This window comes from Photobacterium kasasachensis, from assembly GCF_050336885.1.
In the GTDB taxonomy this organism is placed as follows: Bacteria; Pseudomonadota; Gammaproteobacteria; order Enterobacterales; family Vibrionaceae; genus Photobacterium; species Photobacterium kasasachensis.
On the sequence record NZ_JAKJSH010000011.1, the window covers coordinates 88,363 to 104,119 of the forward strand.

The 15,757-nt window shown below is 44.5% G+C and carries 15 protein-coding genes; 5 read left to right on the forward strand and 10 right to left on the reverse strand.

The features are described 5' to 3' along the window. Positions 1-86: 86 nt before the first annotated feature. The 5 genes from L4D19_RS16250 to L4D19_RS16270 form a co-directional block, all read right to left on the reverse strand. Positions 87-395: an AzlD domain-containing protein gene (locus L4D19_RS16250; RefSeq protein WP_239411142.1), complete on the reverse strand. Its 309-nt coding sequence runs from the start codon at positions 393-395 to the stop codon at positions 87-89. Further along, a complete protein-coding gene (locus L4D19_RS16255; RefSeq protein ID WP_428453438.1) occupies positions 392-1,141 on the reverse strand; it encodes an AzlC family ABC transporter permease in 750 nt (249 codons plus the stop codon). The genes L4D19_RS16250 and L4D19_RS16255 overlap by 4 nt, the downstream gene beginning before the upstream one ends. 176 nt (positions 1,142-1,317) lie before the next feature. After that, a complete protein-coding gene (locus tag L4D19_RS16260; RefSeq protein WP_428453311.1) occupies positions 1,318-2,172 on the reverse strand; it encodes an AraC family transcriptional regulator in 855 nt (284 codons plus the stop codon). A gap of 597 nt (positions 2,173-2,769) precedes the next feature. Next, the gene (locus L4D19_RS16265) at positions 2,770-4,686 is read right to left on the reverse strand and encodes a hypothetical protein (protein ID WP_428453312.1); all 1,917 of its coding nucleotides are present in this window, start codon (positions 4,684-4,686) and stop codon (positions 2,770-2,772) included. Between the two features lie 254 nt (positions 4,687-4,940). Continuing rightward, positions 4,941-6,860: a PI-PLC domain-containing protein gene (locus L4D19_RS16270; protein WP_428453313.1), complete on the reverse strand. Its 1,920-nt coding sequence runs from the start codon at positions 6,858-6,860 to the stop codon at positions 4,941-4,943. Positions 6,861-7,037: 177 nt separating this feature from the next. On the opposite strand from L4D19_RS16270, the gene L4D19_RS16275 reads away from it, so the two are divergent. Next, positions 7,038-7,154 (forward strand): diguanylate cyclase domain-containing protein, encoded by a 117-nt coding sequence (locus L4D19_RS16275; protein ID WP_428453439.1) that lies wholly within the window; start codon positions 7,038-7,040, stop codon positions 7,152-7,154. Between the two features lie 201 nt (positions 7,155-7,355). Here the strand turns inward: L4D19_RS16275 and L4D19_RS16280 are convergent, their stop codons facing one another. After that, positions 7,356-7,946 (reverse strand): TetR/AcrR family transcriptional regulator, encoded by a 591-nt coding sequence (locus L4D19_RS16280; protein ID WP_428453314.1) that lies wholly within the window; start codon positions 7,944-7,946, stop codon positions 7,356-7,358. A gap of 127 nt (positions 7,947-8,073) precedes the next feature. On the opposite strand from L4D19_RS16280, the gene L4D19_RS16285 reads away from it, so the two are divergent. From L4D19_RS16285 to L4D19_RS16295, 3 genes are all read left to right on the forward strand, one after another. After that, positions 8,074-8,448, forward strand: coding sequence for a hypothetical protein (locus tag L4D19_RS16285; protein ID WP_428453315.1), 375 nt, complete (start codon positions 8,074-8,076; stop codon positions 8,446-8,448). 89 nt (positions 8,449-8,537) lie between these two features. Further along, a complete protein-coding gene (locus tag L4D19_RS16290; protein WP_428453316.1) occupies positions 8,538-9,488 on the forward strand; it encodes an MBL fold metallo-hydrolase in 951 nt (316 codons plus the stop codon). A gap of 35 nt (positions 9,489-9,523) precedes the next feature. Continuing rightward, a complete protein-coding gene (locus tag L4D19_RS16295; RefSeq protein ID WP_428453317.1) occupies positions 9,524-10,129 on the forward strand; it encodes a DNA-3-methyladenine glycosylase I in 606 nt (201 codons plus the stop codon). Positions 10,130-10,230: 101 nt separating this feature from the next. Here L4D19_RS16295 and L4D19_RS16300 read toward each other — a convergent pair whose 3' ends face one another. Continuing rightward, positions 10,231-11,241, reverse strand: a complete 1,011-nt coding sequence (locus L4D19_RS16300) for an AraC family transcriptional regulator (RefSeq protein WP_428453318.1) — start codon at positions 11,239-11,241, stop codon at positions 10,231-10,233. 278 nt (positions 11,242-11,519) lie between these two features. On the opposite strand from L4D19_RS16300, the gene L4D19_RS16305 reads away from it, so the two are divergent. Further along, positions 11,520-11,900, forward strand: a complete 381-nt coding sequence (locus L4D19_RS16305) for a hypothetical protein (RefSeq protein ID WP_428453319.1) — start codon at positions 11,520-11,522, stop codon at positions 11,898-11,900. Between the two features lie 261 nt (positions 11,901-12,161). Here the strand turns inward: L4D19_RS16305 and L4D19_RS16310 are convergent, their stop codons facing one another. From L4D19_RS16310 to rbsK, 3 genes are all read right to left on the reverse strand, one after another. Then, entirely contained in the window at positions 12,162-13,175 is a 1,014-nt protein-coding gene (locus L4D19_RS16310) for an aldose 1-epimerase family protein (protein WP_428453320.1), read from the reverse strand. A gap of 53 nt (positions 13,176-13,228) precedes the next feature. Further along, positions 13,229-14,557, reverse strand: a complete 1,329-nt coding sequence (gene fucP / locus L4D19_RS16315; protein WP_428453321.1) for an L-fucose:H+ symporter permease — start codon at positions 14,555-14,557, stop codon at positions 13,229-13,231. 79 nt (positions 14,558-14,636) lie between these two features. Then, a complete protein-coding gene (gene rbsK / locus L4D19_RS16320) occupies positions 14,637-15,566 on the reverse strand; it encodes a ribokinase (RefSeq protein WP_428453322.1) in 930 nt (309 codons plus the stop codon). Positions 15,567-15,757: the final 191 nt, after the last annotated feature.

Here is a 15,757-nt window from a genome sequence, read left to right on the forward strand (position 1 = left end):
TGTGGGTGTTATTCGTATTGCGTTGAAAAATAACATTATCAATAACAGGAGCCAACGATAATTTCTGTCTCCCTATATTTCTGTCTCTATAAGAATGACAACAGGAAAAATACAGCCATGCTGATAACGGCGGTAAGCAGTACACTTTTCAATTTCCAGGCCAGTAACACAGCGACAATCGCTGCAACCAGATAGGGGTTATGCCACGAGACGGAGAGCTCGCCTTCAGGCAAGAAGACTATCGGTGCCCAAATTGCAGTAAGAACGGCAGGGCTGGAGTAGCTCAATAGTTTTTGGGCCTGGGCATTAAGTCTCAGAGGAAGCCTTGGCTCCAGAAACAAGTAGCGACTGGAGAAAACAAGCAGAGCCATTGCCAGAAGAGTTAACCAAATCATGCGTCTTCTCCTTTTTCTTTCTCTTTCTCGATAGGACTGACCACGTATCTATCGTAGCTGTAGCCGGCAACCATCGCTGCAAGGCTGGCCAGCATTAAACCGCCTTCCACGTTATAGGCCTGTAATACAACAGAGAGGATCAAGGCAACAACCACTGAAACCAATACGGATGCATTTTTGACAGTCGGGACCACAAGGGCAATGAAGGTCGCCGCAATAGCAAAATCTAACCCGAGGCTATCAAGATTGGGGATGAACTTGCCAGCGACGATGCCTGCCAGCGTAGCCAGGTTCCAACAGATGTAAAACCACAAGCCGGCCCCAAGGGCATACCAGCGGTTAAATATCTTGGGAGACTGGTGGCCGCAAAGGGCAAACAGTTCATCAGTTAGCAAAAAGCCGAGGCCAATTCGCCACTTTAACGGCAGCGGGCTGATTTTGTCGCGCATTGTGATGCTGTAGAGCAAATGACGCGAGGTAATAAACAGGGTTGTTAGCAAGATAGTTGCCAGACCAGCACCTACTTTCAGTAAGCCCGTCGCAACTAGTTGGGCAGATCCTGCAAATACAATGGCCGAGAGCGCCTGACTTTGAAATGGGTCTAGGCCTATATCGATTGCGAACGATCCGGCCAGTAACCCCCATGGGATCACCGCAACGCACAGCGGGCTAACGGCCAGTGCACCTTGTCTGAAGAGGGTACGTTTTTCCTGAGATGTCTGTTGCTGGCTACTGTTATCTGTCATGTCTTTATGAGAAGCACCTTTACTGTCAGGCGCGCCTCCGTTATTAGTTGTGATGGATGTTTGCATTGAGCGTTTCTTCTTTGTTATCAGTAATGCTTTTCACTTTATGAATTAATCACAATACAAACTTGTACGTTATTGCTCAATAGAGGGAGATATAACGGTTAAGATGATGGCTAGCGAGCCACTTGCTTGGCAAACTGACCGGGTGTAATACCCATGGCTTTTTTGAAATGTCGATGGAGGTGGCTTTGATCATGAAAACCAGATTCTTGCGCCGCATCAGAGACGGTATGTCCCCTTCGAATCAGTTGCTTAGCCAGACGAAGCCGCGCCTGAATTTGGTAGGCATGGGGTGGAAAGCCGTATTCTTTCGTGAATGCCCTCACGAGGTGATATGGGCTGAATGAGGCCAGGTTTGCCAGCTCCTGAAGGGAGATGTCGGCACTCGGGAAGTCATCAAGAAACTCTTTGACCAGTTTTAGCTGGCGTTGTGCCTTCGACACATCCTGAGGTGCGGTGGGTCGCTTGCCGTGCTTGCACATTAGCTTGGTCATTACACCGTAAAGCAAGGTCTCCCGCAGCAGGCGGTTGTCAGATTTTTCCAATGTTTCAAAGACCAGTCGAAGCTGGCTGGCGAGCTCGGGATCATAGACGACCGGAGAAGGAAAGTATGGCGCTCCGTTACTTGATAAACCAGCAGCCAGTTCGTGGCTAATGGTTTCAAATTGATCGGGGAGGGGATACATCGCCTTGTATGACCAGCCGCCTTCGGTGGCAGAATGACCGCTATGTACTTCATCGGCATTGACTAAAATGATACTGCCTTGCGGCGCAACATGGTTACCGCCGGTACGATAGAATTGTTGGGCACCGTTTTCAATTACACCAACGGTGTAGCCTTCATGGCTGTGGCGCGAAAAGTTCTGACGGTGATAGTCGGCATCAAGTAGATCAATACCGCCCATTTCATCGGCAACACTATAGGTAGCCCGTTCCTTTTTCGGCGATTGTTTTTTCTTTGAATCCATTGTCTTGCTTTCTCCATCGCCTGTTGTACTTATCTCTTCATCACCTCGTTTTACTGAGGTTATTTAAGAGTATAACGAAGTGATGCAAAATGCGTTTGTATAAAATTGCTCTTTGTAATTCGTGGATGAAACAATTGAAATAAAGAAGGCATGAAAAAAGAATAGGAAAGCTGCTCTGTGTGAAATCGTAGCTACCAAGCATTTTATAGCAGAGCTATAGCTAAGATTAATAGGGATGGTTTAGGTGTAAGGCTCATGATTGACTTGGCACTTTGGTAACTGTTACTCGGCCTGTTCAGACAACTAGCAGATTAGAGGCAAGCTGTTGCTAGATCTGCAGTCATGCACACCGCCTGGAATCGCCGTTCCAGCAAAGCCTTTGACCCTTGGAGATAAGCGACCCAGAAGGTATCGAGTGTGTTGGATTTAGCCTCTAAGTTAGGGTGTTATCGAAGCTGACAGGCAATATAGGTTTGGCTGTCAGCTTGGTTGTAGAGAAAGAGGGCACGAATGTGTCAGCGTTAATGCTTTTGCTATTATCGGTGAGATATCGCTAGCATTGGAAAACTGACCTGGACAAATTGTCGACGGCGCAACTTAGCAGCCACCAGAATCCCATTCAAATTGTCCGGTAAAAGCATTAAATTTTTGTTTGGCTTGGTACTTAATCTGACGGCCATCATCGTAGGTTCTGTAGCAAGTCGAATTAATACAGCGTGTATTACAAGACACTCGCCCCGCTACTTTAGCGGGTCTTAAAGGGAAGAGAGAGCCGTTTGACGCTGACGTTTTTTTGCTCGTCATTTTAGTAGTTGCATTCGCAGGAATGTAACCGAGGGTATAATCTTTAGCCAGCAACACTTCTTTCCAAGATGAGTTGCCTCCCAAAAAATACACTGTTTCTCCTTTTTTCACCGAGGCAACTTTCTTGCTGTCGTTATCTGCTGCACTTCTGACTCGGGTATTCTTACTCACTTTGAGCATAGAGAGTTTTTTTAATAACTTAGGAAAGGTTTCTTTAGCAGAATCATAATCTTGTTTTGCTGACTTTGCTCGCCAGTAGGCGGCCCATGCATAGTTTTTCTCTTTGCCCCAGCCATTTTCGTACGCTACGGATAGATTGTACTGAGCGATACGATGTTCTTGATCAGCGGATCTTTGTGTCCAAAGAGCAAATTTATCATTATCTTTGGTGAAGTGATTACCATTAGAGTATTCGTACCCGAGCTGGAATTGCGCGTCCATATCGCCAGCTTTAGCCGACTGTAGTAGGTACTGTTCTGCTTTGCTGGCACTCGCTTTGACGCCATTTCCGTTTAGGTAAGCCATACCAATGTAGTATGCAGAGATTTTCCGGCCTTGCTGTGCTGCTTTTTCGAACCACTCTGCTGAGTGCTGCAGATCTTTAGCGGTTCCGAACCCTCGCCGATAATAGTAGCCCACCTTTTCTTGAGAGAAGGAATCACCTCGCTGGGCAGCAATTAGGTAGTATTTAAAGGCTTGACTCTGACTTTTGGTTCGCCCCAAACCGTCTTCAAACATGATGGCTATTCGTTTGGCGGGTAAAGTGAATGTATTATGCTTGTTTGCTTTTTCATACCAGTAGAAGGCCTTTGGGTAGTCAACGGGCTGACCGATACCGCTGTAATAGATCCCACCTAAGTGATAGGCTGCAAAACGATCTTTTGAGCCCAGAGGTTCAAGCAGTGTAAAGGCTTTCTTTGGGTCTTTACCTCCACCAATACCGTGTAGATACATACGACCGAGCTCTACAGTTGCATTAACATTTCCGCCTTTGGAGCTCTGGGTACAAAATTCACGGGCTTTAGTTTTATCTTGCTTTACGCCATTTCCGTCTCGATACATAAAGCAGAGGTTGCCGGCAGCCGTCGTATTGCCTTTATCGGCAGCCATTAGATACCAGTTAGCTGCGGTTTTGGGGTTTTTATCTACGGAGTAACCAAAGTCATACATCACACCCATATAGAAATAGCCACTAGGGTATTCAAGATCAGCACTTTTCTTAAACCATTGATAAGCTTCATCGTAGTCTTTGCGGTCTTTATAGTATTCACCAAGAGTGACCATCGAATAGCGATTACCGCTCTCTGCTTTTGGCCAAAATTTGATTTCTTTTGGATGGGATTTTTGCCATTCAATAGCGGGTTCAAAGCTCTGTGTCGCAGCCTTATCAATCTGCGCTAAACCGCTGGTATATTGCTCTCGAGAAATGAGAACCAAACCATAATCATACAGAGCAGGCGAATATCCAAGATCTGCTGCTTGTTTGAGCGCATCAACATCGGAGGAGTGGTTTACACTACCCGTTGTGTAAAGCTTGTACATTGCGCGAGTATCGCCTTCTTGGGCAAGTGAGGCCCAAGCCTCGCGAGCTTCAGTAACTTCTCCATTCTGGTACTTTTCCTGAGCCGCTTCATAACTTACGGCGCACCCTATTAACAATGAAGCCATGCTGAACATGACCAAGTGCCTGATACCGCTGCCAACTAACATAAAAATCCTTGTATATATATGGAAATGCTATGAAACATGATGACCATTGGCTTTGTCAATAAGTAGAAGTTAAGTATTAGGTATTTAATTATATGAATTTCAATAAGTTTGAAAGCTGTTGAGGGCAGTCCTGTCAATAACGATATGCCCACAGGGCATGAATCGATAAGAAGGCCTAGTTCAAGAGAGCTAGGCCGTTTTCGAGGCGAACTGCTATGTTAGCTTACAAGTATTACCTACAATGATTTATCACATTAAGCCTCGGCTAAGGTTTTATTTTTCTTAGCGACTCGTTGAGCGTATCGTTGCTGGCTTAATGCCAGTGCATGTTGATATAAGGCGATTTCGACAAAGTCATTCTGAACCATCACGGGACCATGCTGATTAGCAATGGCTTTAACTATATTTGGCTGGGTAAGCCAAGTGTACGTTGCATGATCAAAGGTTGGTTTGGTGGCTTGAAGTAGGTTACCTGTGCCTGAGAATACTAAATCATTAATCCATGCGGTAGCATGAGAGATTATCTGAGGTATGTAGTGTTTCAACGCAGCTGACCCCGTGTTTTGCAGTTGCAGCACTGTATATTGGTAGTTGCCTGTTTTCTGAACTGTTTTATTCAAGGCGGCAATGACGGCAGACGGATCATTTAACGAGTCAGAATAGTCATTATCGTTGTAGCTGTCATTGACGTTATTTGCACCATACAACACAATTAAGCGCTTACCTTTTGCTATCTGGTTGAGTGTTAATTCATGGAAGCTCTCTAGGCTATTGGTAACTTGATAACCGACAGAATCTGATATGCTCGCAGCTAAACATTGTTTGACCTGCTCTTGGTCTAGCGGGGTAAAGTTATCGGTATCGATGCCTGATTTCGCGATGCGTACAATGGCGAATTCACTGTTATTTTCTTGAAGGAATTTGTCGACATCGCGCAAGAAGGTATTGAACACCACACCAGGAATAAAGTTGTGTAGGTGGAACGTTTGATTTATCGAGAACGACTTACCAATATACGCAGGGCGGAAGTCAAAATAGCGTGTTCCGGCAATCAGCTGAGTATACGCATCATCTTTTTGTGTTAGCGATAAGTTAGCGAGTAACTGCTCTCCCGCGAGTGTCCCAGCTTGTTCCAGGGCTGCGAGTGCGGGGTTGTTAGCAATCATTTTTTGAATGGTGACTTTGGGATCATTTATGTTGATCTCATACATGCCCGCATCGTGGGAGCCACTTAGTACCAAATCTTTGAATTGGATGTCGGGATGCTGTTTTGCAAGCGCTGTCATCCACTGAGTATTGTACTCACCTGCGTAAATATAGCTTTGGTTGCCAAGCGGAAGAGCAGCATGCGAAACACCATAGTTCATCATGCTCGGCTTATTGTTTGCTTCAAATCGAATAGCGGTTTGCTTGAGCACCTCATTTCCTGTAATCGCCCCCGTAATCCTGTTGAGTTTAAACAGTACGTTTTGATACTGGCTGTTACTAGGGCTCAACAGTTGCAGGTGGAAATCGCGATGGGTAGGTGCGGTGCCTGTAGTGTCAAATGCATAGCCACTTTGCATGGTACCTACATTCGGTAGTAGACCAGCATGGAATGGAAACGGGTGCAGGGCATCGCCCTCAAGGTCAAAGCGCGGTGTGAGGGATTCAGTATTGGTTGATGTCCATAAATCAAAGCCTTTGCCTTCACTGATGGTGTTGGCATCGGCAACATTAAATTGGTAACTGCCTGATGTGGTGATGAAGTAGATGTTGTCGAGGTAGGCTGACTTATTGTTCGCGCGGGCAGAAATGGCTTTACCAGCCATATGCCAGTTGTTGGTAGCAGTATAATGCCCTTGCCCTACGCAGACCTTGAAGCATTGATCGCCAATGGCCAGCGTGCCTTTTACGGCGAAATTTAATTTGCCTGGGCTGTTGCTGCCACGTGCGGTATGCACCATATGGCAAGTATTTCCATTAACAAAATCTTTGTACCAATTTGCTACATCTTCATTACCGCTGCGGCCAACATCGACCGTGATGGTAAGTTTTCCTTTCCCTCCCGATACTGAAATTTTATCTGAATCAATCGCTTTGTCTTTTTTGATTCTTGAATCAGTGACTGTGAAGTCGATTTGTTGATCGGCAGCTTGCCCTGTAAATGAAAAGATAACCTGATTTTTACTCATCGTATTCCTAGCCTTGTATTGTTTATGTTAATCGAATCGGTGTCGTTTGGCGCTTCATAAATGAAGCGTACAATGAGTATATGCATCTTGATTGATATTTGCTTTTTTATTCAACAATTCTTACTTGGCTGAATTTAGAATAAGATCCTGACTTATAGCTACATAAAGTTAATAAACATTAAGCGAGCCGGGCACAAATGTGGTGATGAAGTGTTAGCCAAGGTGGCCAAAGTCATGGTCGATAATGTCAGGAGTAATGATTATTGTGTTCGGTTTAGTGGGGGGAACTTGTGATCGTGGGGTTCTTCGAAAATGAGGATGTTGCTTTTAACTAGGTTGAATGAGTAAGACGGAAAACATCGCGACTAAAATTTAAACACAATCACGTTGTTGTTTATCCGGCCAGCAGATCCAGGGCGTATATTGCCGAATCTGCGTCCAGGTTTAATGGCTCGACAACCACACGGAATCGCTCGATGAACAACTCCGACGTCATTAATCCCGATACAGCCCCAGGGATTGCAGGTTGTATCTGGCGATATTCCACAATTCGCTCTCTTCGTGGATGACCTTCGCCATAGTGTTGACCCCAATCACCACACTTTGTAAAGCCAGGGCTTTAGTCTTCAAATCGCCACCATCAAGCTCTTGATTTTCTACGGCTAATTCTAAAACTTTATGATAGCGATCGACACTGAACATCAACACTTCTTCCATCGTATTGCCGAGTGTCTCATCTTTATCCACGAGTTCTGTGAGGCAGTTGACGCCAAAGCAGCCCCGATGCTCGGGATCGCTTGCTCTCCATGCGCAAAGTGCCTTTATTTCAGCACTTAGCGCTTTCAGCACACCGTCTTGGTTTGGTTTTTCAAGATCGACTTGATCAGGAGCCAACGATGCATATAACGACATCGCCTCAAGAAACACATTCTCTCTACTTTTAAAGCTGTTGTAGAAACTGGACCGGGTAATTCCAAGTTGCTCAGACAAAAACTTTACTGAGCAATGTTCATATCCATGTCGCCAAATTAACTGCATGACTTTTTCAACCGCTTCATCCCGGTTAAATGACTTAGGTCTGCCCATCTTAACGCCTTGTTTTTATTGGGTTACTAAAAGTATCTTAGCACACTTTAAAAATTTTATACACAAATGAACAAAACGAATGCTATAGTGTACATGTATGTACAAAACCAATGAAAGAGGAAGCAGTATGTCACACAAAGATAAAGTCATGATTGCAATGCAGGTTATCGCCAGTGCGGACAATGTCGCTGAAGGAGAACGCTTATTTGCCAGCCACGCTAAGTTCATGGAAGAAACGCACCACAAAGACGGAGAGCTGGCAATGCTGTCATACAACATTGCCAGTAGTCCTGAATACGTAAACCCGTTAGCCCCTGAGTTAGTTCAGACTGGCAATACTATTTTTTTGATGGTTGAAGTTTATGAAAATGAAAAGGGGGTCGCGGATCACTGGCGTCTGGGTCAGCAGGAGTGGAAAGATTTTCCTTCCATGATGGAATGGCTGGATAAGTGTGATATGACGATTTTGCACGGTTCGAAGATTGTTCACTCTCTTTGGTAAGGCTGTTTTTTTACTCGCAAGCGATTAGATAAACAAACTTTTCAAGTGCCAGCCATACGTTGGCACATCAATCTAGGAAAGCTAATTCCGTGAAACTATATTTACTATTACTCAGCCTTATTTCTGCGCTGTTTATGGGCTCAGCCAATGCGGTAGAGAAAACCATTAAGGATCCGGTTATTGGTGCCAAAGGTTATTATGTTGGCAGCTATGGCGGAGGCGCGTATTGGGTTACAGATGGTCTCTACAATTCGATGTTCGTTGTCAGTGACGAAGGCGTTATTATTATCGATGCGCCGAGTACTTTCGCCGATAAAATCCCCGCAGCAATTGCAGAAGTAACAGACAAACCCGTTAAATATTTTATATACAGTCATCATCACAAAGATCACACCGGTGGCGCTTCGTTGTTCGGGCCTGATGTGGTTCGGGTGGGGCACGAGCTCACGGCTCAGAAGTTGCGCCGGAAAGGGGATCCCAACCGACCTGTGCCAACCATTACCTTCAGTGATACCTACACCTTAGACTTGGGAGACCAGAAGGTTGAGCTGGCGTATCCTGGCCTGCAGCATTCGCCTGGAAATATCTTTATTTATCTGCCTGCACAAAAAGTGCTGATGCTGGTTGATGTGCTTTATGCGGGTTGGGTGCCCTACAAGGACTTCGCACTGGCCGCCAGCGTTTCCGGGTTCTTTAACGTTTTCGATCAAGCGGAAAACTATGACTTCGATTACTTCCAGGGGGGCCATGTCGGCAGGCCTGGCACGCGAGCTGATTTCAAGGATGCTCACGGGTATGTTGACGATGTTCAAGCTAATGCGACTAAGGCTCTGCAATTGACTTATCCCCCGATATCTCTGAGCGATAAAACAGGGAGTCCTATTCAGGAGCCATACGTGCCGATTAATACCTATATCGAAGCGGCCAGTGAATTGTGTGCCCAAATGACACTGGAAAAATGGGGCCAGCGATTAAATGCAACAGCATTGTTCACCAAAGGACACTGCAGTACCACAATCAATGAACTGCTGATTGATTGACGCTTTAGCTTTGTAATGACTAAATGGAGCAGAAAGTGACAAATACTATGATCGGTGTGGACGGAAAACCTCGCTGCCGTTGGTGCTCGGTGACGCCAGAGTTTTATGACTACCATGACAAAGAGTGGGGCTTCCCTGAAGACAACGATATTCGCCTGTTCGAGAAGTTGTGCTTAGAAAGTTTTCAGTCGGGCTTAAGTTGGCGAACAATTCTATTAAAGCGAGACAACTTCCGAGCTGTTTTTCATCATTTTGACTTTGATAAAATATCCAAGTTTACACAGGATGATGTTGAAAGGTTATTAAATGATAAAGGCATTGTCCGCCATCGGGGGAAAATAGAAGCTGTTATTAATAATGCAAAATGTGTCCGGGAAATGGTACAGCAGGAGGGATCACTGGCAACTTATTTTTGGCGATATGAGCCTAAAGCTGACAGCTTGCCAGAGCCTCAGTCTGCCTCTACATCGGTCGAATCAGTCGCTTTGTCCAAAGATCTGAAAAAGCGGGGGTGGAAGTTTGTTGGTCCAACGACTGTGTATGCGTTTATGCAGGCAATTGGGATGGTGAACGACCATGTTGAAGAGTGCACGTTTCGCAGTGTGATTGAGACATCCCGTCAGCAGTTTAAGCGACCGTAAGCAGGCGCAACAATCGCCTATGGGGCGGCCACCAACTGGCCGCCTGTTTAGTGGCCTTGTTTGGACGATCGCTAGCTGCGAATTATATATTTAAACGATTGTTAAGCCTCCATCTGTTCTTGATACTGTCGCGGTGTCAGGCCATGCATGCGCTTAAATGCCTTGATAAAACTTTGCTGGTTGGTAAATCCCAGTGATTCGGCTATTTGGTCATATGTGTAATCTGCATCCATCATTTTTAAAGCCTGATTACATAAAAGTTGATGTTGTACCAAAGTAGAGAAGCTAACTTCATCGGCTTGCAATTTGCGCTGTAGCTGCTGGGGCGATGTATCAAGAAGACTGGCGATATGTTCCAGCTTCGGGTACCCAAAAGATCGAGAATAATTAATTAACTCGTAAACGCACCGTAAAAAGTCACTGGGATTTGGCATATCAACAAAGCTAAGCATTTCACGCTGATCAATTAACACTCTTGAGAGGGGTTTCAAACTGGGCGGCTTTAATTTGGTAAGATCCTCGACCGAAAACCAAACCTGAGTTTGTTTCGCATTCCAGGCAATATCACATGAAAAAATGCTTTCAACCTCACCAAGCTTCCCAAGCCGACTTCCCGGCAAATGGACGATAATCGGCGAATAAGTTTGACCATGGTATATACGTAAGATATGGATGAACATCCAACTGGCAAAGATCCCGTCATGTACCCGCGCATCACCATCGACAAACCGCGTATTGTAGCGCCACTTCAACATCTTTCCGCTTACCCTTCCGCCAAGAGTCGTCCCTGACTGAAAGCTTTCAAATAGACCGTTAAACCGTATTAGCGCTGTAAATAAATCCCTGGGTGAGCCGACAATACTCATCAAGGTCGGAAAATGTTCCAAGTTTAACTTAGAACAAGCTTTGGCTGTAAATAACTCATCGTTAAGTAATTCTTTTATCTCTAGTCCATAACGAGCCATCTCGGATAATGGCATCAATCGCATCGGATCTTGAAGTAAGCTCGGCGGTAAATCCAACCTTGAGCTGACCGTTCCATAATAATCATCAACCGCTTTGAGGAATATCCTTAAAATTCCTGTTCTTGCAAATGCTGTGTTGTTCTTCATTTTAGAAACCCACTTACACATATACATTAACGATATGTAAGAGCTACCGATTTGCAATGTTATTGCTCGAGTGTTTGCAACCTCCGCCTGTTGCCGGGCTGACTTTTATGAGGTCAGTCATTAAAACACGAGTTGGTCGAGCAGCACCAAGCGGATAGATGCTGTTACTCTATCCGAGAAAAATGTAGTGAAAGTTCCAAATGCTTAACGCGAGGTTATCCATTACGTACCTTCCACATCGAAGCACAAACGGTAACACTTCGAGTGGAGTAATTCTGATGAAAAAACTAATGGTAATGATGACCTTGCTTACGGCTACTGTATCTTTTTCAAGTCATGCAAATGAGGTGCATGAGACTTTCAAAGAAAAAGCCATATCCGTTGAGCAAAACAAAATGTATGAGGCTATCAAAGCTGACTTCGGACAGCCCATGCAAGTGTTAGAGAATGCTGTCACAGGCAATACGCATTACTACCACACTATGAGTAAGACTTCTCTCACTCGCTGGCGCTCGCTAGTACCGGTAAGCGCGCTTATCGAAGGCGTCGGCACCAAGACAGAAGGTGTACAGGTTGAATTCGTGGTTAATGCTGTTGGTCAGGTTGTCGAGGTTAAGCACAGGGACTTTGTCTACAAGATTGAACGCGGTATTTGGTAAAAAATGGCTGCAAGCAACTTCACATCCCTATCTCAACACTATATGAAAAGGCTCAGAATACTGTGGGCCTTCTGAGGCTTTGTTGAGGGCATAGAACATTATATGAAGCCCATATCAAGTTGGTTACTTCGGTTAGTGATTAAATTACTTCGATTAACAGCGGTAGGCAGTGAAAGCGGTACAGCTGCCTTGAAAGTCTCTTTGGCGTTTTTTTCTTGTTATGGTGCCTCAATATAACGATTAAGGCACCTTATTGTTTACTTAAGCTATGATCCCTGATTTTACGACAAACTCTCTAGTCTCTTTGGGATGAAGCTGGATCAAGGTTCCGTTCTTCTCGGCAGCTAAGTACCCCTCTGGTCGGCAAGTTGCCGGCAGTACATATGCCCCCACTTTTTGATCGCCGTTATATAAGATCCAGCGTGTTGCGTAATTTAGCATCTGCGTATCAAATTCGGTGATGAGCTTCTTCCCGTTGGTAATTTCCATCTCAAACAGTGCCTTCTCTGTATATTGAGAAAGGTCATCCATAAAATAGACAATTTCAGGATCGTACATTTGCGGTGTTGAAAGGGTTTTAATTGGTGTTTCCTGAGCTTTTAAGGTTTCATTAAAATCTAACCACTGAGGTGTGGGTTTTACATGTCCGGGGATGGTTTCACGCAGTTTAACGGCACTGTCAGGCACATTCTGCGTCAGCTTAGCATCGGGGAAATAAGCCGTATTCATATGACACATATATTGCAACGGCATCGGAACTGAAGCTAGGTTCTGCACCTTCATTTTAATTTTAAACAAAGAGCACTGTTTTTCTAACGTGACCGATGGCGTTGCTAAGTAGTGATCACCAAATCCCATCACATATTCATATTCACCTTTGATGGTGATACTGTTGTCGGTGATCTCTAGCCAGGCTCTGTCCATATTGGCACATGGCATTTCACCGTGCAGTGCGTGATCGTCTTCCGGGCTGGGGCAACCATTACGTATTAACCCGGAATGAAAGGCAAAACAGCCATACGTTGCCACAATTTCATTGCTTGGTTTTGGTTCAGAAAACATATTTTCCATACAAAGGTTTTCACCCAAGAAGTAGGCATCCCAAATCATTTGCCCAGTATATGGAAGAACCGTCAAATAGCCTTTGGCATTTTCAATCTTTATCGCTTCAATGCCGGAGTTATATTTAAACCCTGAAACGGTAAAGTGTTCTGACTGAATTATAATTGTTTCTTCTTTATTAAAACTGTTCCTGTCTAATGGCAAGGTATACATAATATTCACTCCTGAATAAATTAAAGCTACTCTATGAGTAGCTTTAATTGGAACTAGTTAATTTGTTCTGAAAGTTCTGCTTGTTGTACGTTCTGGCGCTTATTCTTCATTTCACCCAGGAAGTAATAACCCACGTAGCCAAAGCAGATGAAGTTAACCAGGAAGGAAAGCTGCATACCGATCATATCTGCAACCAAGCCCTGAATTGCAGGTACCACAGCCGCACCAACAATCGCCATAACAATCACCGCCCCGGCAGTTTCTGTGTATTCATTGTCTACGGTTTCGAGTGTACCGGCATAGATGGTCGCCCAGCACGGGCCAAACAGAATACTTACGCCTACCGCAATGTAAACAGCGCTAAAGTCGTGTATCAGTGATACATAGCAAAGAAAGGCCATGCCGATAACAGAGTAAGCGATTAACACTTTTTCTGCGGAGAACTTAGTCATTAGAATATTGGCGATAAACTTACCAATAAAGAAGCAAATAAATGAGTAAACCATGTAGTTAGACGCAGTTCGTTCATTTATATCAGCCATTTCCAGTGCCAAACGGATAGTGAATGACCAAACGGCAACCTGCATACCTACATATAGGAACTGCGCAATAATGCCTTTTTTGAAGCGAGAGTTCGTTGATAAATAGCGTAACGTTTTACCGATTGAAGGCGCTTTGGTACCGCTTTGTTGTTCTACTTTACATTTAGGGTACTGAGTGAACATAAACAGAGCCAGAACACTCACAAGAATAAAGATAATGTATTTATAAGGTTTTAGCGTATGTTCAAGCATCTCTAAGCGGAAAGCGTGGATCTGCTCTGCCGACATCGACACCATCTGCGATTCTAAGCTGGCACCGTCCTGGAAGATCAGGTATTTACCAAGCAGTATACCGGCAATCGCCCCTACAGGGTAAAAGGTCTGGCTGATATTCAAGCGAAGTGTCGCGTGTGATTTCGGACCAAGCATCGAAGAGTAGGTGTTTGCCGCTGTCTCCAGGAAAGAGAGGCCCACCGCAATGGCAAAAATAGCCGCTAGGAACATGGTGTAAGTTGCCATTTGTGATGCGGGGAAGAACGCCGCACAACCAAAGATATAAAGCGACAAACCGATCATGATTGCCATCTTATATGAGGATTTCTTAATCACTAGTGATGCCGGAATCGCAATTAAGAAATAACCACCGTAAAATGCACTTTGTACCAGGGCACTGGCAAAATTTGATAACTCAAATACCGATTTAAACTGGGTGATCAGAATGTCATTCAGTGCGGCGGCACATCCCCATAACGGGAAAAGGCATGACAACAGAATGAATTGAAAAACAGGGGTCTTGTCCAAATAACCGTCCGGCCTTTGGATCGTATTACTTTTTATCATGGTAGGGTCCTTTAGTAATAGGTTATCTGAGTTCATTGTTTTCAATGAACCATTTGCTATCTTTCTTCCTTAAGCAGTTTTATTTCGAGTGTTTCTTTTCGAACTCTTCAAATTGTTCAATGCTTGGATACGAGAACTGCGTGCCTTTTTCCGTGACACTGAAGGCAGCAAACAGCGACGCTTTTTCCAGTGAGGCCTTTACATCGTTGGTTTGCATATAGTAATGCGAGAAGGAGCCAATAAAGGCATCGCCAGCGCCACTGGTATCAACAGCATTAACTTTTGTCGGTTTAATGAATACTTCCTTGCCGTTTTTATCTAACCAAAGCGCGCCTTTTTCGCCCATGGTCACGATGATGTTATTCAACCCCTTGTTTAAAAGGATTTTTGCGGCCTGTTTGATTTGTTCTACTGTTTCAACCGGTTTGTTCACCAGGATCTCAAGCTCAGTTTCATTCGGAATAAAGAAGTCGCAGCGGCAGGCGTATTCAATATCCAGCTCAGGTACGGCTGGGGCAGGGTTTAGCAATACCGGGATGTTATGTTTGTTACCAAACTCTATTGCTGCGTATACGGTTTCAAGCGGTACCTCGAGCTGAAGAACAATTAAGCTGCATTCAACCAGGCTGTTTTCTGCTTTATCAATATCTTCAGGCTTTAAGAACTCGTTAGCCCCTTTAATAATAAGGATAGAGTTCTGAGAAGACGGATTCACAAAGATCGGGGCCACACCGCTCGATGTTTGCGGAACCTTACTTACATACTGAGTATTAATGCCGTATGACTGAAAGTTACGGATGGTATTGTCAGCAAACATGTCGTCACCAACTTTACTGACCATAACAACATTTGCGCCAAGTTTGGCAGCTGCAACGGCTTGGTTCGCCCCTTTGCCACCACAGCCCATCTTGAATGACGGGGCTTCTAATGTTTCGCCTTCTTTTGGCATACGGTCTGTATATGAGATGAGATCGACCATATTAGAGCCAATAACAGCAATAGTTTTCATTTTATTCTCCTTAGCCATGTTATGAAAATAACATTAATCGATTTCACCGATGTTTAACTGTGACTTGGATCGATCTTTCATGGTGTTCAACTCAAGATATGTCCAAATTCGCCTCCTGAATCACACTTTTGTGTTAACATAATAACACTTAACATGTTGGGTGTTAGATTAATAACAATCGTTATAAATCG